The following is a 13,986-nucleotide window of genomic DNA, read 5'->3' on the forward strand; positions in this document are numbered from 1 at the left end:
GTCGACACGCCTCCGGCCGGCCCATGCCTGCCCGATCGGTTGGTAATCGCGGGAACGTCCCACCGCCACTCCCCCGGTTCGGCAGGATCGTCCCAACGAGGAGGTGCCGTCGTGCAGGACACCCGCGCTCTCGCCCTGACGTTCGAGGTGAGCGGCCTGCCACCGGTCAAGACCGAAGCGTTGTCCATCTTCGCCGCCGGGCACCGGCAGGCGACGAGGGTCCGCACCCTGCTCCAGGCCGCCCTCGCCGCGGCCCAGCGCACCGGCTGGACGCCGTTGCCCGGGCCGATCGAGGTGGACCTGGTGTTGCGTTGCCCGCCCGGGCACCGTACGTCCGACGCCAGCACCCTTCTCGGCGGCGTCTGCGCGGTGTTGCAGGACAAGAAGCGGGTGTCGAACATCGGCCTCGCCCACCTCGGCGTGCTGGTGGACGTCGCCCTCTACGACGACGACCGGCAGATCCGCCGGCTGTCGTACCACGAGGAGCCGGCGGAGGAATTCTCGTACCAGGTGCGGGTCGCCGCCGTACCGACCGGGGTTTGACCGACGTCCGCGGTGGGGTATCGCGGACGCCGACGAAGGGAGCACCGATGTCGGAGCCACATGTCACGCTCGACCCCCGCGGGCTCGATCCTGTGCAGCAGAAGCTGCGCGGCCCGCTGGAGGAGCAGCTGACCTCGGCGCTTCAGGCGGCCACCGATCGGGTCCGCTCCGGCTACGCCGGCGAACCGGTCGAGCAGGTCTGCCAGCGACTGTTGGAGGAGACCCGCTCCGGGTTGCACCCCGACATCGCTGCCGGGTTCAACCCGGACATGGACGAGTTCTGCCGGGTCGCGGTGGCGATCGTTCGACGCGAGGCCGGCTGAGCCGGGGCGGCTCTCAGTATCGGCTGAGCTGGGCGTACGGGCTGAGCACGATGCGGGGTGACAGCGCCGGGTCCAGCCAGTTGAGCACGTCGACCAGGTGATCGTGGGCGAGGGAGACGCAACCAGCCGTGGCGTTGCCGGCGCTGGTGCTGAACTGGTGCAGGAAGATCCCGCTGCCCGCGTTCGGCACCGGCTTCGGCACGTTCGGCGGCATGTTGTAGGTGATCACCGCGAAGTGCGTGTACGCGGGGACCTCCTTCCACAGTGCCTCGCTGGCCCCGCCCGGGTTGGTCGCACTCTGCTGGAAGGTGTTGTAGAGCGGAGACGATGGGTTCTCGTTCCACCAGTCCCCGCTGACCAGCCGGTGGTAGGGGAATCGCAGGCCCGGGTTGGCGGCGATGCCGTACATGGTGGGGCCGATCGAGTAGACGCCGGTCGGCGTGGTCGGCACACCCTCCACGTGGTTGTCGCTGAAGCCCTTCGAGCCGATCCGGGCGGGCAACGACGCCGACGCCGGCCACCAGTTGCTCCGGACCCGCACGAACGCCTCCAGCGTGGCGTAGGTGGTGGTGTAGCTGCTCGCGCCGACGATGATCACCTGCTTCGTCTCCGCCGGCAGCGTGGTCAACGCGCTGGCGCGGGCCCGGGGCTGCCACTTCGGCAAGGGTCGCTTCGCCGAGGCCGTGCCCCAGCCCGGCCGCAGGGGCCGGTCCGCCGCGAGCGCGGGCGCGGGCGGGGTGAGCACGGCCGGGGTGACCAGACCGGCCGCCGCGCCGAGCAGGAGAGATCTGCGCTTCATGCCGCCATCCTGACAGTCGAACCGCGTGCGGTCTGCCCCGCTCGCAGCCGTCGAACGATTCGCGGGCCGGGTCAGGACCGGGTCCGCAACTACCCGGCCCTGACCCTCGGCCGTCCGGCAGGGAAGCGGACAGCTCCGGCACCCCGCCGCGCGGGCGTGGCACGACGCCACGCGCGAGAACGGGGTGAGCCAGCCACTTCGCACTCAGCTCCACGGTGCTCACCCGCCGAACGCCGACGCGCCCCGACACACCCCGAGGGGCCGTGAGCGCCGGACCAGGTTAGGCGCGCTCCTACCGGCCGGACAAGCCGCGGCGGACGAACGGCGGCAGGACTGATCCCACGCTGAAAATCGGGCAGGTTGGCGTAACGCGACCATGATCGCCGACGCTGTTTGCCTTCGGTACGGTCAGAAGTGGCGCAGCAGGTCCCGGAACGCGGCGAGCCGCAGTACCCCGCCGTCTGTCGGGTCCAACTCGTCGTCCTCCAGCACCCAGGTGTTCGCGTTCGGAATGAACACCGCGTTCAACCCAGCGGCCCGCGCCGGCAGGATGTCCGACTTCGGGGAGTTGCCGATCATCCAGGCGCCGTCCGGAGCGAAGTCGTGCTCCCGAGTGAGCCACCGGTACGTGTCGACGTTCTTCTCGGCGACGATGTGCGCGGCCCCGAAGTGGTGCAGGAGACCGCAGGCGTCCAGCTTGCGCTGCTGCTCCTCCCGGTCGCCCTTGGTGAGCAGCAGCAACTCGTGCCGGCCGGCCAGCTCGTCGAGCGCGTCGGCCACCCCGGGCATCAGCTCCACCTGGTGCTCGACGAGGGCAACCGCCAACCGGCCGATCTCCTGACGCTCGGAGTCGGTGGCCGGCCGCTCGCGCAGCCGCTCCAGGCACTCCGCCAGGCTGCGCAGGAAGACCTTGCTGCCGTACCCGTGCGCCACCGCGTTGGCCCGCTCGATGTCGTCGAGGACGGCCCGCAGCGCGTTCCGGTCCAGGGTGGGGTGGTCCAGCCAGCCCAGGAAGTCGTCGATCACCCGCTCGAAGACGACGTTGTTCTCCCACAACGTGTCGTCCGCATCGAAGATCAACACCTGCGCCTGTCGTCGCGCCGCCACGCCAACCGTCATGCCATGCCCTCCCCGTGCCACCGCCTCCAAGGCCGAGAGACAGGATAGGTGGGAGATCGATGTGAGATCTTCCGGATTTTCGTGAACCGCTCCAGAGCGGCCGTCGTCAAGCGGAGGCGACATCCATGATGATTCCCGCCAGGTTCGGGACGGCTCTTGAGGAGTACGGCATGGTCACCATGAAGTGGGTCACCGGCGCGGCGATGCTGGCCTGCACCAGCGCGCTGATGGCCTGCCAGGGCGGTGCGGACAAGGCGCCGGACACCGCGGCGGGCACGCCGACGCCGTCGGGCACCGTGACCGGCGCGCCGACGCCGACGGCAGCGGCGCCAACCACGTCATCGGCAGCGGTGACCGACCCACTGCTGTCCGGCAAGCGCGAGGTCACGATCACCCGGGTCCGGGGTTCGGGGCAGCCGTTGGAGATCAGCGGACGGCTCGAGGAGGGCGGCGACACGGGCGGTCGCATCCTGTTCGTGCCGACACCGATCGGCGGCGACCGATACGTGATCCGGGCCTTCGGCACCAGGGACGACCACCCCGCCAATGACGACCCGTCCTGCTGGCAGGTGAACGGCCTGGATATCGAGCCCGAGCTGACCATCGGGGCCGTCGTCTGCGACCAGGACGACCCGATCCAGCGGTTCACCATCATCGCCAAGGGCGACGGCACGTACGCGATCGGCAGCGAGACCCGATTCCTGCAGCACCTCCCCGGCAACGGCCTCGTCCTCAAGGAGTTGGGCAACGCCAAGCTGAACACCACGTTCCGGTTCACCGACAAGGGCCCGGCCGACCGCCAGCCCATCAACTGACCACGACCGGGGGCGTCGGCGGCGGCCTGGTCAGGGCCACCGCAGCAACCGTTGCGCGATCAACGCTTCGCGGTCCTCCTGCCCCTCGGGTCGCAGCCGGCCACCACGGGTGAGCATCACCACGCCGTGCAGCAGGCTCCAACCCACCTCGGCCAGGGTGTCCGGGTCCCGCCCCTCGGCCAGCGGGGTCAGGGCCGCCCGCAGCTCGGCGAAGACCGCCCGCGGCGCGGCCGGCACACCATCCACGCCGAGGGCCAGGTCAGGGGTCAGCGCGAGCATCGCGTCATAGACCTCAGGATTCGTGTACGCGAAGTCGAGGTACGCGGTCGCGACCGCCGGCCAGACCCCCTCGGGGCCCCCGGCGGTCTCCGCGTGCGCCTCGGCGAGGTCGGCGGCCAGATCGGCGAAGGCGCACACCGCGACGGCGGCGATCAGCGCCTCCAGGTCGGCGAAGTGCCGATAGATGTCGCCCATGTCGATCTCGGTGCGTTCGGCGAGCCGTCGGGTGGTCACACCCGCCCAGCCCTCCGTCTCGGCCAACTCTCGCGCGACAGTGACGATGAGGTCACGCCGGTCCTGTTCAGTGGCCTTCTCGGCAGGTCCGGGCACGCCCACGAGCGTAGAGGCGTACACCTGCCGTAGCGGCCGGGTGACGGATTGGTGACTCATGTGGTGGGCCGGCTGCCTCGCTCCACGTGCCACAGCCGCCCCCTGGCTCGTTAGGCGAGGAGATCACCGCGACGGGAGGGGCCCGTGATCGTTCGGCGGCACCGGCGCGTGACGAGCCGATGAGGAACACCCCCGACAGACTGTTGCGCAGCGAAGTCACTCGCCAGCGGGCCACCTTCCTGGAGCTCTTCCTCGACCTGGTCTTCGTCTTCGCCCTCACCCGGATCTCCGCGCGGCTGATCGCTGACTTCACCGACGGCCAACGCGGCGTGTACGCGGGCCTCGGCCAGGCTCTGCTGCTGTTCCTGGCGCTGTGGGCGGTCTGGTCGGTGACGGTCTGGTCGACAAGTTGGCTGGACCCGGACGCCCCGATTGTCCAGACCGTCATCATCATGACGTTGGTCGGCGCCATGACGATGGCCGTCGCCGTGCCGCACGGCTTCGGCGCACGGGCCTCCCTTTTCGCCATCACCCTGGTGACCCTCCAGATCGGCCGAGTGGTGTTCTTCCACGTCGCCGGGCACGGCCGGCCGGACCCCCAACAGTCCATCCGGGTCCTGTTCTGGTTCGGCCTGAGCGCACCGCTCTGGGTCGTCGGCGGGCTGGTCAACGACGGCACTCTTCGCGGGGCACTCTGGACCCTCGCCATACTGACCGACTACACCGGGCTGTTCCTCGGCTGGCCGACCCCCCGACTCGGCGCGCACCGGCTCGGCGTCCAGATGATCGCGGCCGAGCATCTGGCCGAGCGGTACCAACAGTTCCTCCTCATCGCTCTCGGCGAGGCGATCTTCGTCATCGGCCTCGCCTTCAGCGGCAGCGAGTTCCACACCGACCAGACCTGTGGGTTCGTCCTGGCACTGGCGAGCACCGTCCTGCTCTGGCGGATCTACTTCCACGTGGCGGGAGGGATGCTGGGCACCGCCGTCGACCGTTCCCGCAACCCCGCCCGACTCGCTACCGACATGGCGTTCGCCCACATGGTCATGATCGCGGGGATCGTGCTCACCGGCGTCGGCTTCGAGCTGTTCATCGCCGAGCCGCTCGGGCACCTCCCGGCGACCTGGCTCATCGCCATCTTCGGCGGCCCGGTGCTCTTCCTCGCCGGACGATCGGCGCTCGAATACCAGGTCTTCGGTCGGGTCTCCCGGTCCCGGCTGGCCGGCCTGGTGGCCTTCGGCCTGCTGATCCCGGCAGCACTGCACCTCCAGCCGCTCAGCGCCGGCGCGGTCGCCGCCGTGGTGCTGCTCGGCGTCGCCGCGGCGGACGCGCGACGCTCCCGCCACCGGTCGCCGGAGACGCCCACGCCCCCGTACTAGGAGCTGCGTCAAGGCGAGAGTCAGCGGAACCCAGCGGTCGATCAGCGGCGCAGGGCCGCTTCGCTTCGCATGTGCGACAACTTCTCGGGGTTCCGCACGGCGTAGACCCCGCTGATCAGACCGTCGTCGATACGCAGCGCGAGGACCGTGTCGACCGCGCCGTCGAGCCGCAGAACCAGCGCCGGGTGTCCGTTGACCTGGGCTGGGTGCAGCGACATGGTCGCGACCCTGGCGTGTGTGCTGCACAGTAGGCGGGCCACCTTGTCGGCCCCCGCGACAGGCCGCAGCACGGCCTGCTTGATGCCGCCGCCATCGCCGAGGAGCACGACATCCGGCGCGAGGACGTCGAGCAGGCCCTGCACGTCGCCGGTCTCGACCGCCAGCCGGAACGCGTCCAACGCCCGCCGGGTGTCCGCCGGGGAGACCATCCCGCGCGGCCGGCGCGCGGCGACATGCGCCCGCGCACGGTGGGCGATCTGACGGACCGCTGCCGAACTCTTGTCGACCGCCCCGGCGATCTCGTCGTATCCAATGTCGAAGACCTCACGGAGGACGAACACCGCCCGCTCGGTCGGCGCCAGCGTCTCCAGCACCAGCAGCATCGCCATCGAGACGCTCTCGGCGAGTTCGACGTCGTCGGCGACGTCGGGCGCTGTCAACAGCGGCTCGGGTAGCCAGGAGCCGACGTAGGACTCCCTGCGCCGGCCGACCGCACGCAGCCGGTTGAGCGACAGTCGGGTGGTGATCCGGACCAGGTACGCGCGCTGGTCCCGCACCGTCGTGAGGTCCGCGTCCGCCCACCGCAGCCAGGTCTCCTGGAGGACGTCCTCCGCGTCGGCAGCCGAACCGAGCATCTCGTACGCGACGGTGAAGAGGAGGTTGCGGTGGTTGACGAACGCGTCGACCGCACCGTCCCCCCGGCCGTCCTCACCCACGATTCCGCCTCCCGCATCCATGCGTCCTCCAGTCTCGCCGAACTCGACCGCGTCGCCCACCAGACACCGGCCTCCCGACTTCTGTGACACCGGGCGTCGGTGCTCCTCGTCACTTCACGAGCTGTCACAGCGCACCGGCCGGCGGTGTCTCCTGTGCGAACCGATACGGAGGCAAATCATGAACCTGGCACTGTGGATCGTGGCCGGCCTGTTGGCCACAATTGCCCTGGCCGGCGGCATCACCAAGACGTTCGTACCCAAGCAGAGGTTGTCCGCCGCCAACGGCGGCGGGTGGACCGGCGACGCCAGCGTCGGCTTCGTCAAGACCCTCGGAGTTCTCGAACTCCTGGCCGCTGTCGGCCTCATCCTGCCCGGCGTGCTCGACATCGCACCGGTGCTCGTGCCGGTGACCGCGATGTGCTGGATTCTGCTGATGGTCGGCGCGATGATCACCCACCTGCGCTACGGCGAGGCGAGGTTCATGGTGCTGAATCTCGCCTATCTCGCGCTGGCCGCGTTCGTGGCCTGGGGTCGCCTCGGACCCGAGCCCTTCACCGGCTGACCCGGGCCCACTCCCGCTCCGGCTGGCCGACGGTGCCCCGCTATCCTCGCGCGATGACGTCGCGGACCGCGCCGAGGAGGCGCACCAGGCGCACCCTCGTGGCCGTGTCCGTCACGCTGGGCCTGCTGTCGTGCCTGTGGTGCCTGTCGTTCCTGTGGTTGCAGATGTCCAAGACCGAGGGCGCGTTGCCACCGGAGTCACGGACGCCGCGGGTGCCATCCGGAGCGACGGTCGCCGACGAGAGCATGGAGTGCGCCTCGGGCGGATGCTGGCGGACGATCACGCTGGTGCCGGCGGCGGGGCAGTCTCCGGAGGACCTGGCACACGAGATGGGTCTCTCCGAGGGCCTGCGCCTGCCGCCGACACTGCTCGACCCGGCGACCGTCTACGTGGGGGCCCGCCCCAAGGAGGGCAAGCTGATCGTCCACGTCGGTTATCAGTGAGTCCTTCCGGGCCTCGGCGGTGCCGCTGGATGGGCGAGCCCGCTCCACCGCGCGGCGCTCAGGAGGGTGCGGCGGCGGGGAAACCGTCGGTGAGCGCGCCGATCACCCGCTGGATCCGGTGCTCCGCTGTCGAGTCGGTGGGGCCGGTCAGCGCGACGTGGTGCAGCACGCTGACCACCGCCAGGGCCAGTGCCTCGGTGTCGACGCCGGCCGGCACCCGCCCACGGCTCTGCTCGGCGGCCAGGTAGTCGGCGACCGCGCGTTCGACCCCCCGCAGCCCCGACATCCCGCTGCCCAGGACCGCTTCGACGTTCGCCGTCAACTCCGGGCGGAAGGCGGTGAGCCGGGTCAACGCCGTCAGCGTGCCCAGCGGTGTCGCCAGGACGGCCTGGCGCAGGTTGTCGGCGACAGTGCCGGACCCGGCGCGCTCCGGCAGGTTGGCCACCTCGCCGGTGATGTGGAAGACGCGATCGACAGCGAACCCGGTCAGGAAGTCGTCGAAGTTCGCGAAGTGCGCGTAGAGCAGGCCGGTCGCGACGCCGGCCTCGCGCGTGACGGCTCGGCCGGTGAGCCGGCTCGGCCCCTCTTCCACGATCAACCGCTCGACGGCAGCGAAGAGCTGCTGTCGAAGCGCTGGGATGGCGACTCCGCGCGGCATGGCTGAAGTCTAGGCGGTTCCGCAGCCGCCGTTTGCGCCAGTATGAACACACGCTCATACTGGTTTGAGCAGATGCTCATTCCAGTGGTGAGGTGCAGGATGAAACGTGCGGTGATCGTGGGCGCGGGGATAGCCGGGCTGGCCACAGCCCTCCGACTCGACCAGGACGGGTGGCAGGTCCTCGTGGCCGAACGGGCGTCGGCCCGGCGCAGCAGCGGCTACATGGTGAACCTGATCGGGCCGGGCTACGACGCCGCGGAACGCCTCGGCCTGCTCCCCGCGTTGTCCGCCGCCGACCTGGGGCTGTTCACCACAGTGCTGGTCCACGCCGACGGGCGGCCCAAGTTCACAGTGCCGTCCGCCATCGCCGAGGCGGCACTCGGCAAGCGAGCCCTCTCGGTGTTCCGCGGCGACCTGGAATCCAGCCTCTACGAAGCGGTGCGGGACCGAGTCGACATCCGCTTCGGCACCACCGTCACCTCCGTCGACCAGGACACCGACCAGGTACGCGTCGAGTTGAGCGACGGCACCGTCGAGCAGGCCGACCTGCTGGTCGGCGCCGACGGGGTGCACTCGGCCACCCGTACCGCCGTGTTCGGCCCCGACTTCCGGGTGGACCTCCCGTACCTCGTGGCCGCCTTTCCGCTGCCCCACCCGGTGCCCGGCGTGCCCGAGTCGTCCGCCACCACCTACATCGGCCCCGGACGCACCGCGGCGATGGTCAACCTGGGCCCGAAGCGGTCATCGGCGTTCTTCACCTACCGCAGCGCGGAGCCCACCGCCGACCTGGGTCGCGGGCCGGTCGACGCGCTACGGGCCGCGTTCGGAGATCTGTCGGGTGGCGTGCCCGACGCGATCGACCACCTGGAGGCCGACCCGGCCAGCGCCTACTTCGACGCGGTCAGCCAGGTGGTCATGCCGCGCTGGAGCAGCGGACGCGTCGTCCTGCTCGGAGACGCGGCGTGGTGCGTGACGCTCTTCGCCGGACACGGCGCGGCCCTCGCCCTGGCCGGCGCCGACCAGCTCGGCGCCGCCCTACGCCGACACGCCGCCGACCTCCCGGCCGCACTCGCCGAGTGGGAGACCGGACTGCGCCCGGAGGTCAGCAAACGACAGGCACTCGCCCGCCGGGGAATGGCCCAGTACGCGCCGCCCAGCCGATTCCACGTCTGGATGGGCGATCTGACCATCCGGGCGATCACAGTGCCCGGCGTCAGCGGCCTCGTCCGACGAGGAATCGAACGGGCGAACCGCTGAGTGGTGCTCCGCGCCACATCCCTTGACTTGAAGCGCTTGAAGTTGGGGACGCTTCACCCATGGCAGCGACGAAGGAAGGCCATGAGCAGGCCGAAGGGCCTCTGACCATCCAGGAGATGGCCCAGCGGTCAGGCTTCAGCGAGCCGACGCTGCGCTACTACGAGAAGGCCGGGCTGCTCGGCGCGGTGCCCCGCGACGACAGCAGCGGCCACCGCCGTTACGACACCCCACTCGCCGAGCGGGTCGACGCCCTGGCCTGCCTGCGGTCCGCCGGGATGAGCGTCGCGGACATGCGCCGGTACCTGACGCTGCTCGACGAGGGCGACCTGGCGGCCGCCGCCGAACAGCGCGACCTCTTCGCCCGGCACGCCGACCGGCTGTCCGCCGAGATCGAGCGCCTACGGGTACGCCAGGCGTACCTGCGCGCCAAGGCGGACATGTGGGATGCCCGACACCGAAGCGACACCGCTGCGGAGACCCGCGCGCTCACACACGTCAAGCGCGCTCTTGAGAAATTCTGAGCAACGATGGGACACACCATGCCAAACGATCTACAGCTTCGCTCCACCGACGATGCCCTGGTGCTGGTGACCGGTGCGACCGGCCATCTCGGCGGGCATTCCGTCGCCCGACTGCTCGACGAGGGCTACCGGGTACGGGTCACTGTCCGCGAGCCGGGCCAGGGCGACGAGGTGCTCGACCGGATCCGGCAGTCGGGCGTGAACCCGGACGGCCGGGTCGAAGTCCGCACCGCGGCCCTCTCCGCCGACGAGGGCTGGGCCGAGGCGGTCGCCGGGGCACGGTACGTGCTGCACCACGCGTCGCCGTTCCCGTTCACCCCGCCCGCTGACGACGACGAGGTGGTCCGGCCGGCCCGCGACGGAGCGCTGCGCGTCGTGCGGGCCGCCCGCGAGGCCGGGGTACGGCGGGTGGTGCTGACCTCGTCGTACGCGGCGGTGGGCTACACCGTCAGGCCCGACGGCCGCTACAGCGAGGCGGACTGGACGAACGTCGACGACGACATCCCGGCGTACCACCGGTCGAAGACGCTCGCCGAACGTGCGGCCTGGGACGACGTCCGAAACAACGGTGGGGTCGAGCTCAGCGTCGTCAACCCGACCGGCATCTTCGGGCCACTCCTGGGGACGCGGACGTCCGCGACCATCGGCCTGGTGCAGGGGTTCCTCCAGGGGGCGACGCCGGTCGTACCCCGGATGTACTTCGGGGTGGTCGACGTCCGGGACGTGGTCGACCTGCACCTACGCGCGATGCTGCACCCGGACGCCGCCGGTGAGCGGTTCATCGGGGTCAGTGGCAAGTCGATCAGCTTCCTCGACATGGCGAAGATGCTCGCGCGGCACCTGCCGAGCCTGGCCGACCGGGTTCCGGCCCGAGAGTTGAACAACGAGGAGGTCCGGGAGGGCGCGAAGACCGAGCCGGCGCTGCGTGAGGCCGCCGTCCTCGGTGGTCAGGTCCCGGTGATCAGCAACGACAAGGCCCGCACCGTTCTCGGCTGGCGGCCCCGCCCGGTGGAGACGACCATCACCGACACCGCGGACAGCCTCATCAAGCTCGGCGTAGTCACCACCTGACCGTCGCCCGTCGCCCGTCGCCCGTCGCCCGTCGCCCGTCGCCCGTCGCCCGTCGCCCGTCGCCCGCATGATCGTGCTCGATCCAGGATCGAGTGGCCTCCCGATGCCAGCGACACCACTACACCAAGGATCGAGCACGATCATGCGGGCCTGAGCCACAGGCCGGGCTCGGGCACGCCCGCGAGCGAGGGCGTGAGCGGGCGGGGTCAGCGGCGCAGGGTGAGGATCAGGTCGGCTACCAGGGCGGTCCAGCCGGTCTGGTGCCAGGCGCCCAGGCCGGCCCCGTTGTCGCCGTGGAAGTACTCGGGGAAGGCGATCAGGTCGCGCCAGTCCGGGTGGGTCTGGAACATCTGAGCGGCGCCGTAGATCGGCCGTCGACCCCAGTCGTCCTGGGTGAAGAGCGAGATCAACCGGGCGGAGAGGTCGTCGGCGATCTCGTCCAGTGTGTGCTTCACACCGGAGCGGGTCGGGTACTCCACCTGGAGGTCGTCGCCGAAGAACGCCGCGTAGTCGCGCAGCGCGCTGATCAGCAGGAAGTTCGTCGGCATCCAGATCGGACCCCGCCAGTTCGAGTTGCCGCCGAACAGCCCGCTGGTCGACTCGGCCGGCTCGTAGCCGACGGAGAACTCCTGCCCGCCGAGGGTGACCGAGAACGGCTTGTCCAGGTGCGCGCGCGACAGCGTACGGAGGCCGAAGTCGGAGAGGAACTCGTCGGGGTCGAGCATCCGGGCGAGCAGGCGGACCACCTGCTCCGGGCCGACCATGGACAGCAGCCGCTGCTGCCGGCCGTCGGGGCCGAGTCGCCGGGTGCCGATCACCTGGGCGTACTCCGGGCGGTTGGTCAGGAACCAGCGCAGCCGAGCGCCCAACTCCGGTAGGTGGTGCAGGGTCCGGGCGGTGAGCCGGGTGGTGGCGGCCAACGGCAGCAGCCCGACGACGGAGCGGACCTTCAGTGGCACCTTCGTACCGTCGGCGAGGCGCAGCACGTCGTAGAAGAAGGCGTCCTCCTCGTCCCACAACCCCTGCTCGTACGCGGCTGCGGCGATGTAGGCGAAGTGCTCGAAGAACTTGGTGGCGGTGTCCACCCAGGTCCGGTCGTGTTCGGCGAGCACGATCGCCATGTCCAGCAGGTTGAGCGCGTACATGCCCATCCAGCCGGTGCCGTCGGACTGTTCCAGCACACCGGCGACCGGCAGCGCCGCCGAGCGGTCGAACGGCCCGACGTTGTCCAGCCCGAGAAAGCCGCCCTCGAAGACGTTGTTGCCGCCGGTGTCCTTGCGGTTGACCCACCAGGTGAAGTTGAGCAGCAGCTTGTGCATCACCCGGGCCAGGAACTCGTAGTCCCGGCCGCCGTCGATCTCGAACACCTTCAGCGCCGCCCACGCGTGCACCGGCGGGTTCACGTCGCCGAAAGCCCACTCGTACGCCGGGATCTGCCCGTTGGGGTGCAGGTACCACTCGCGGAGCAGGAGCAGGATCTGCTCCTTGGCGAAGCCCGGGTCGACCCGGGCGATGCTCACGCAGTGGAAGGCCAGGTCCCAGGCCGCGTACCAGGGGTATTCCCACGGGTCGGGCATGGAGATGACGTCGAAGCTGGTCATGTGCCACCAGGCGCTGTTGCGCCCGTGCCGACGTCCGGCCGGCGGCGGGGTCGAGCCCGGGTCGCCTTCGAGCCAGCGTTTGACGTCGAAGTGGTAGAACTGCTTGCCCCACATCAGCCCTGCGATGGCCTGCCGGGCGACCAGCGCCTCGTCGGGTGTGGCGGCCGGCGGGATCACGCCGGCGAAGAACCGGTTCGCCTCGGCCCGCCGGGCCCACACCACTGCCTCGAAGCCGTCGCTGAGGTCGGCCGGGGGTGGCGGCGCGGCGGCCGGCGGCGACGCGGTGCGGGTCAGCCGCAGCCGGATCTGGCGCTGCTCGCCGGCGGGCACGTCGAGCACGTAGTGCAGCGCGCCCTTGGTGCCCTCCCGGGCCGGGTTGACGGTGGCCGCGCCGTTGACGACGTGGTCGTTGATGCCGTCCTTCGGGTATGGGGAGCGGCCGGGCAGGCCCCACAGCCGTTCGGCGTTGGTGTCGTTGTCGCAGAGCAGCGGCACCGGGCCGCCGTCGCCCTCCAGCAGCAGTTGGCCGAGCACCCGGTGCTCGCCGACGAGTCGGGTGCCCTGGCCGGTCAGCCGGGGGATCCGGTCGCCGCCGGGCAGGCCCCAGGACCAGGTGTTACGGAACCACAGGGTGGGCAGGACGTGCAGGGTGGCCGCCTGGTCGCCCCGGTTGGCGACGGTCACCACCATGCAGAGGTCGGTCGGGGACGCCTTGGCGTAGTCGACTGTCACCGCCCAGTACCTGTCGTCGTCGAAGATCCCGGTGTCCACCAGCTCGTACTCGGTGTCGTCGCGGCCGCGCAACGCGTTCACCGCGACGAGTTCGTCGTACGGGAAGGCTGCCTGCGGGTAGTGGTAGCGCCAGCGCATCCAGGAGTGGGTGGGTGTGGAGTCCTCGTACCACCAGTACTCCTTGACGTCCTCGCCGTGGTTGCCGCCGTCGCCGCCGAGGCCGAACATCCGCTCCTTGAGGATCGGGTCCTTGCCGTTCCAGAGGGCCAGGGCGAACGCGAAGGTCTGTCGTTCGTCGCAGACGCCGGCCATCCCGTCTTCGTTCCACCGGTAGGCTCTGGACCGCGCGTGGTCATGCGGGAAGTAGTCCCAGGCCGTACCGTGCTCGCTGTAGTCCTCACGTACCGTCCCCCACGCCCGTTCGGACAGATAGGGACCCCATGCACGCCAGTCCTGCTCCCCCGAGTCGGCCTGGGCGAGCCGGAGCCGCTCAGCGTCGGGTGGCGAGGCGTCGGAGGACGATCGGTCAGTGATCACGTGCACATCTTTGACGTCGCCGCGGTACTTGACCACAGCGGCCATTCTCGTCGTGGCGTGTTACACCCCGCCGCCGGTGGAG

Annotated in this window: 15 protein-coding genes; 9 read left to right on the top strand and 6 right to left on the bottom strand. The window is 70.5% G+C overall.

Annotated features, from left to right (window positions below; genetic code table 11):
• Positions 1-111 precede the first annotated feature (111 nt).
• Positions 112-543, top strand: coding sequence for a hypothetical protein (locus OHB44_RS23495; RefSeq protein WP_210781928.1), 432 nt, complete (start codon positions 112-114; stop codon positions 541-543).
• A gap of 47 nt (positions 544-590) precedes the next feature.
• Positions 591-866, top strand: coding sequence for a hypothetical protein (locus OHB44_RS23500; RefSeq protein WP_238686685.1), 276 nt, complete (start codon positions 591-593; stop codon positions 864-866).
• A gap of 13 nt (positions 867-879) precedes the next feature.
• On the opposite strand, the gene OHB44_RS23505 is transcribed toward OHB44_RS23500, so the two are convergent.
• Positions 880-1,665 carry a L,D-transpeptidase family protein gene (locus tag OHB44_RS23505; protein WP_330438316.1) on the bottom strand — a complete coding sequence of 262 codons (786 nt, stop codon included), beginning with the start codon at positions 1,663-1,665 and terminating at the stop codon, positions 880-882.
• Positions 1,666-2,073: 408 nt separating this feature from the next.
• On the bottom strand, positions 2,074-2,784 hold the full coding sequence (locus OHB44_RS23510; RefSeq protein ID WP_330438317.1) for an HAD family hydrolase: 711 nt from the start codon (positions 2,782-2,784) through the stop codon (positions 2,074-2,076).
• A gap of 170 nt (positions 2,785-2,954) precedes the next feature.
• On the opposite strand from OHB44_RS23510, the gene OHB44_RS23515 reads away from it, so the two are divergent.
• Positions 2,955-3,599 carry a hypothetical protein gene (locus OHB44_RS23515; RefSeq protein ID WP_330438318.1) on the top strand — a complete coding sequence of 215 codons (645 nt, stop codon included), beginning with the start codon at positions 2,955-2,957 and terminating at the stop codon, positions 3,597-3,599.
• Positions 3,600-3,629: 30 nt separating this feature from the next.
• Here the strand turns inward: OHB44_RS23515 and OHB44_RS23520 are convergent, their stop codons facing one another.
• On the bottom strand, positions 3,630-4,208 hold the full coding sequence (locus OHB44_RS23520) for a TetR/AcrR family transcriptional regulator (RefSeq protein WP_330438320.1): 579 nt from the start codon (positions 4,206-4,208) through the stop codon (positions 3,630-3,632).
• A 179-nt stretch (positions 4,209-4,387) separates the two neighbouring features.
• Between OHB44_RS23520 and OHB44_RS23525 the strand changes: the two genes are divergently transcribed.
• On the top strand, positions 4,388-5,587 hold the full coding sequence (locus OHB44_RS23525; protein WP_330438321.1) for a low temperature requirement protein A: 1,200 nt from the start codon (positions 4,388-4,390) through the stop codon (positions 5,585-5,587).
• Positions 5,588-5,628: 41 nt separating this feature from the next.
• Here the strand turns inward: OHB44_RS23525 and OHB44_RS23530 are convergent, their stop codons facing one another.
• Positions 5,629-6,543 carry an RNA polymerase sigma-70 factor gene (locus tag OHB44_RS23530; RefSeq protein ID WP_330438322.1) on the bottom strand — a complete coding sequence of 305 codons (915 nt, stop codon included), beginning with the start codon at positions 6,541-6,543 and terminating at the stop codon, positions 5,629-5,631.
• Between the two features lie 157 nt (positions 6,544-6,700).
• Here OHB44_RS23530 and OHB44_RS23535 point away from each other — a divergent pair, with 157 nt between their 5' ends.
• Both OHB44_RS23535 and OHB44_RS23540 read left to right on the top strand, forming a co-directional pair.
• The gene (locus OHB44_RS23535; protein WP_238686679.1) at positions 6,701-7,084 is read left to right on the top strand and encodes a DoxX family protein; all 384 of its coding nucleotides are present in this window, start codon (positions 6,701-6,703) and stop codon (positions 7,082-7,084) included.
• 53 nt (positions 7,085-7,137) lie between these two features.
• Positions 7,138-7,527, top strand: coding sequence for a hypothetical protein (locus OHB44_RS23540; RefSeq protein WP_238686678.1), 390 nt, complete (start codon positions 7,138-7,140; stop codon positions 7,525-7,527).
• Positions 7,528-7,585: 58 nt separating this feature from the next.
• Here the strand turns inward: OHB44_RS23540 and OHB44_RS23545 are convergent, their stop codons facing one another.
• Entirely contained in the window at positions 7,586-8,185 is a 600-nt protein-coding gene (locus tag OHB44_RS23545) for a TetR/AcrR family transcriptional regulator (protein WP_266305019.1), read from the bottom strand.
• A 99-nt stretch (positions 8,186-8,284) separates the two neighbouring features.
• On the opposite strand from OHB44_RS23545, the gene OHB44_RS23550 reads away from it, so the two are divergent.
• Genes OHB44_RS23550 through OHB44_RS23560 form a run of 3 tightly spaced genes read left to right on the top strand, consistent with a single transcriptional unit; the run spans position 8,285 to position 11,034 of the window.
• A complete protein-coding gene (locus OHB44_RS23550; protein WP_330438323.1) occupies positions 8,285-9,442 on the top strand; it encodes an FAD-dependent oxidoreductase in 1,158 nt (385 codons plus the stop codon).
• 59 nt (positions 9,443-9,501) lie between these two features.
• Positions 9,502-9,963 carry a MerR family transcriptional regulator gene (locus OHB44_RS23555; protein WP_330438324.1) on the top strand — a complete coding sequence of 154 codons (462 nt, stop codon included), beginning with the start codon at positions 9,502-9,504 and terminating at the stop codon, positions 9,961-9,963.
• Positions 9,964-9,981: 18 nt separating this feature from the next.
• Positions 9,982-11,034, top strand: coding sequence for an NAD-dependent epimerase/dehydratase family protein (locus tag OHB44_RS23560; protein WP_266305017.1), 1,053 nt, complete (start codon positions 9,982-9,984; stop codon positions 11,032-11,034).
• A gap of 206 nt (positions 11,035-11,240) precedes the next feature.
• Here the strand turns inward: OHB44_RS23560 and OHB44_RS23565 are convergent, their stop codons facing one another.
• Positions 11,241-13,949, bottom strand: a complete 2,709-nt coding sequence (locus OHB44_RS23565; protein WP_238686673.1) for an MGH1-like glycoside hydrolase domain-containing protein — start codon at positions 13,947-13,949, stop codon at positions 11,241-11,243.
• Positions 13,950-13,986: the final 37 nt, after the last annotated feature.

The organism is Micromonospora sp. NBC_00821 (genome assembly GCF_036347035.1).
GTDB lineage: Bacteria > Actinomycetota > Actinomycetes > Mycobacteriales > Micromonosporaceae > Micromonospora > Micromonospora hortensis.

Coding starts and splice junctions, on each gene's coding strand:
- OHB44_RS23535 (WP_238686679.1), top strand. CDS start 6,701: ATGAACCTGGCACTGTGGATCGTGGCCGGCCTGTTGGCCACAATTGCC.
- OHB44_RS23550 (WP_330438323.1), top strand. CDS start 8,285: ATGAAACGTGCGGTGATCGTGGGCGCGGGGATAGCCGGGCTGGCCACA.
- OHB44_RS23565 (WP_238686673.1), bottom strand. CDS start 13,949: ATGGCCGCTGTGGTCAAGTACCGCGGCGACGTCAAAGATGTGCACGTG.
- OHB44_RS23515 (WP_330438318.1), top strand. CDS start 2,955: ATGGTCACCATGAAGTGGGTCACCGGCGCGGCGATGCTGGCCTGCACC.
- OHB44_RS23510 (WP_330438317.1), bottom strand. CDS start 2,784: ATGACGGTTGGCGTGGCGGCGCGACGACAGGCGCAGGTGTTGATCTTC.
- OHB44_RS23555 (WP_330438324.1), top strand. CDS start 9,502: ATGGCAGCGACGAAGGAAGGCCATGAGCAGGCCGAAGGGCCTCTGACC.
- OHB44_RS23505 (WP_330438316.1), bottom strand. CDS start 1,665: ATGAAGCGCAGATCTCTCCTGCTCGGCGCGGCGGCCGGTCTGGTCACC.
- OHB44_RS23560 (WP_266305017.1), top strand. CDS start 9,982: ATGCCAAACGATCTACAGCTTCGCTCCACCGACGATGCCCTGGTGCTG.
- OHB44_RS23525 (WP_330438321.1), top strand. CDS start 4,388: ATGAGGAACACCCCCGACAGACTGTTGCGCAGCGAAGTCACTCGCCAG.
- OHB44_RS23540 (WP_238686678.1), top strand. CDS start 7,138: ATGACGTCGCGGACCGCGCCGAGGAGGCGCACCAGGCGCACCCTCGTG.
- OHB44_RS23545 (WP_266305019.1), bottom strand. CDS start 8,185: ATGCCGCGCGGAGTCGCCATCCCAGCGCTTCGACAGCAGCTCTTCGCT.
- OHB44_RS23500 (WP_238686685.1), top strand. CDS start 591: ATGTCGGAGCCACATGTCACGCTCGACCCCCGCGGGCTCGATCCTGTG.
- OHB44_RS23530 (WP_330438322.1), bottom strand. CDS start 6,543: ATGGATGCGGGAGGCGGAATCGTGGGTGAGGACGGCCGGGGGGACGGT.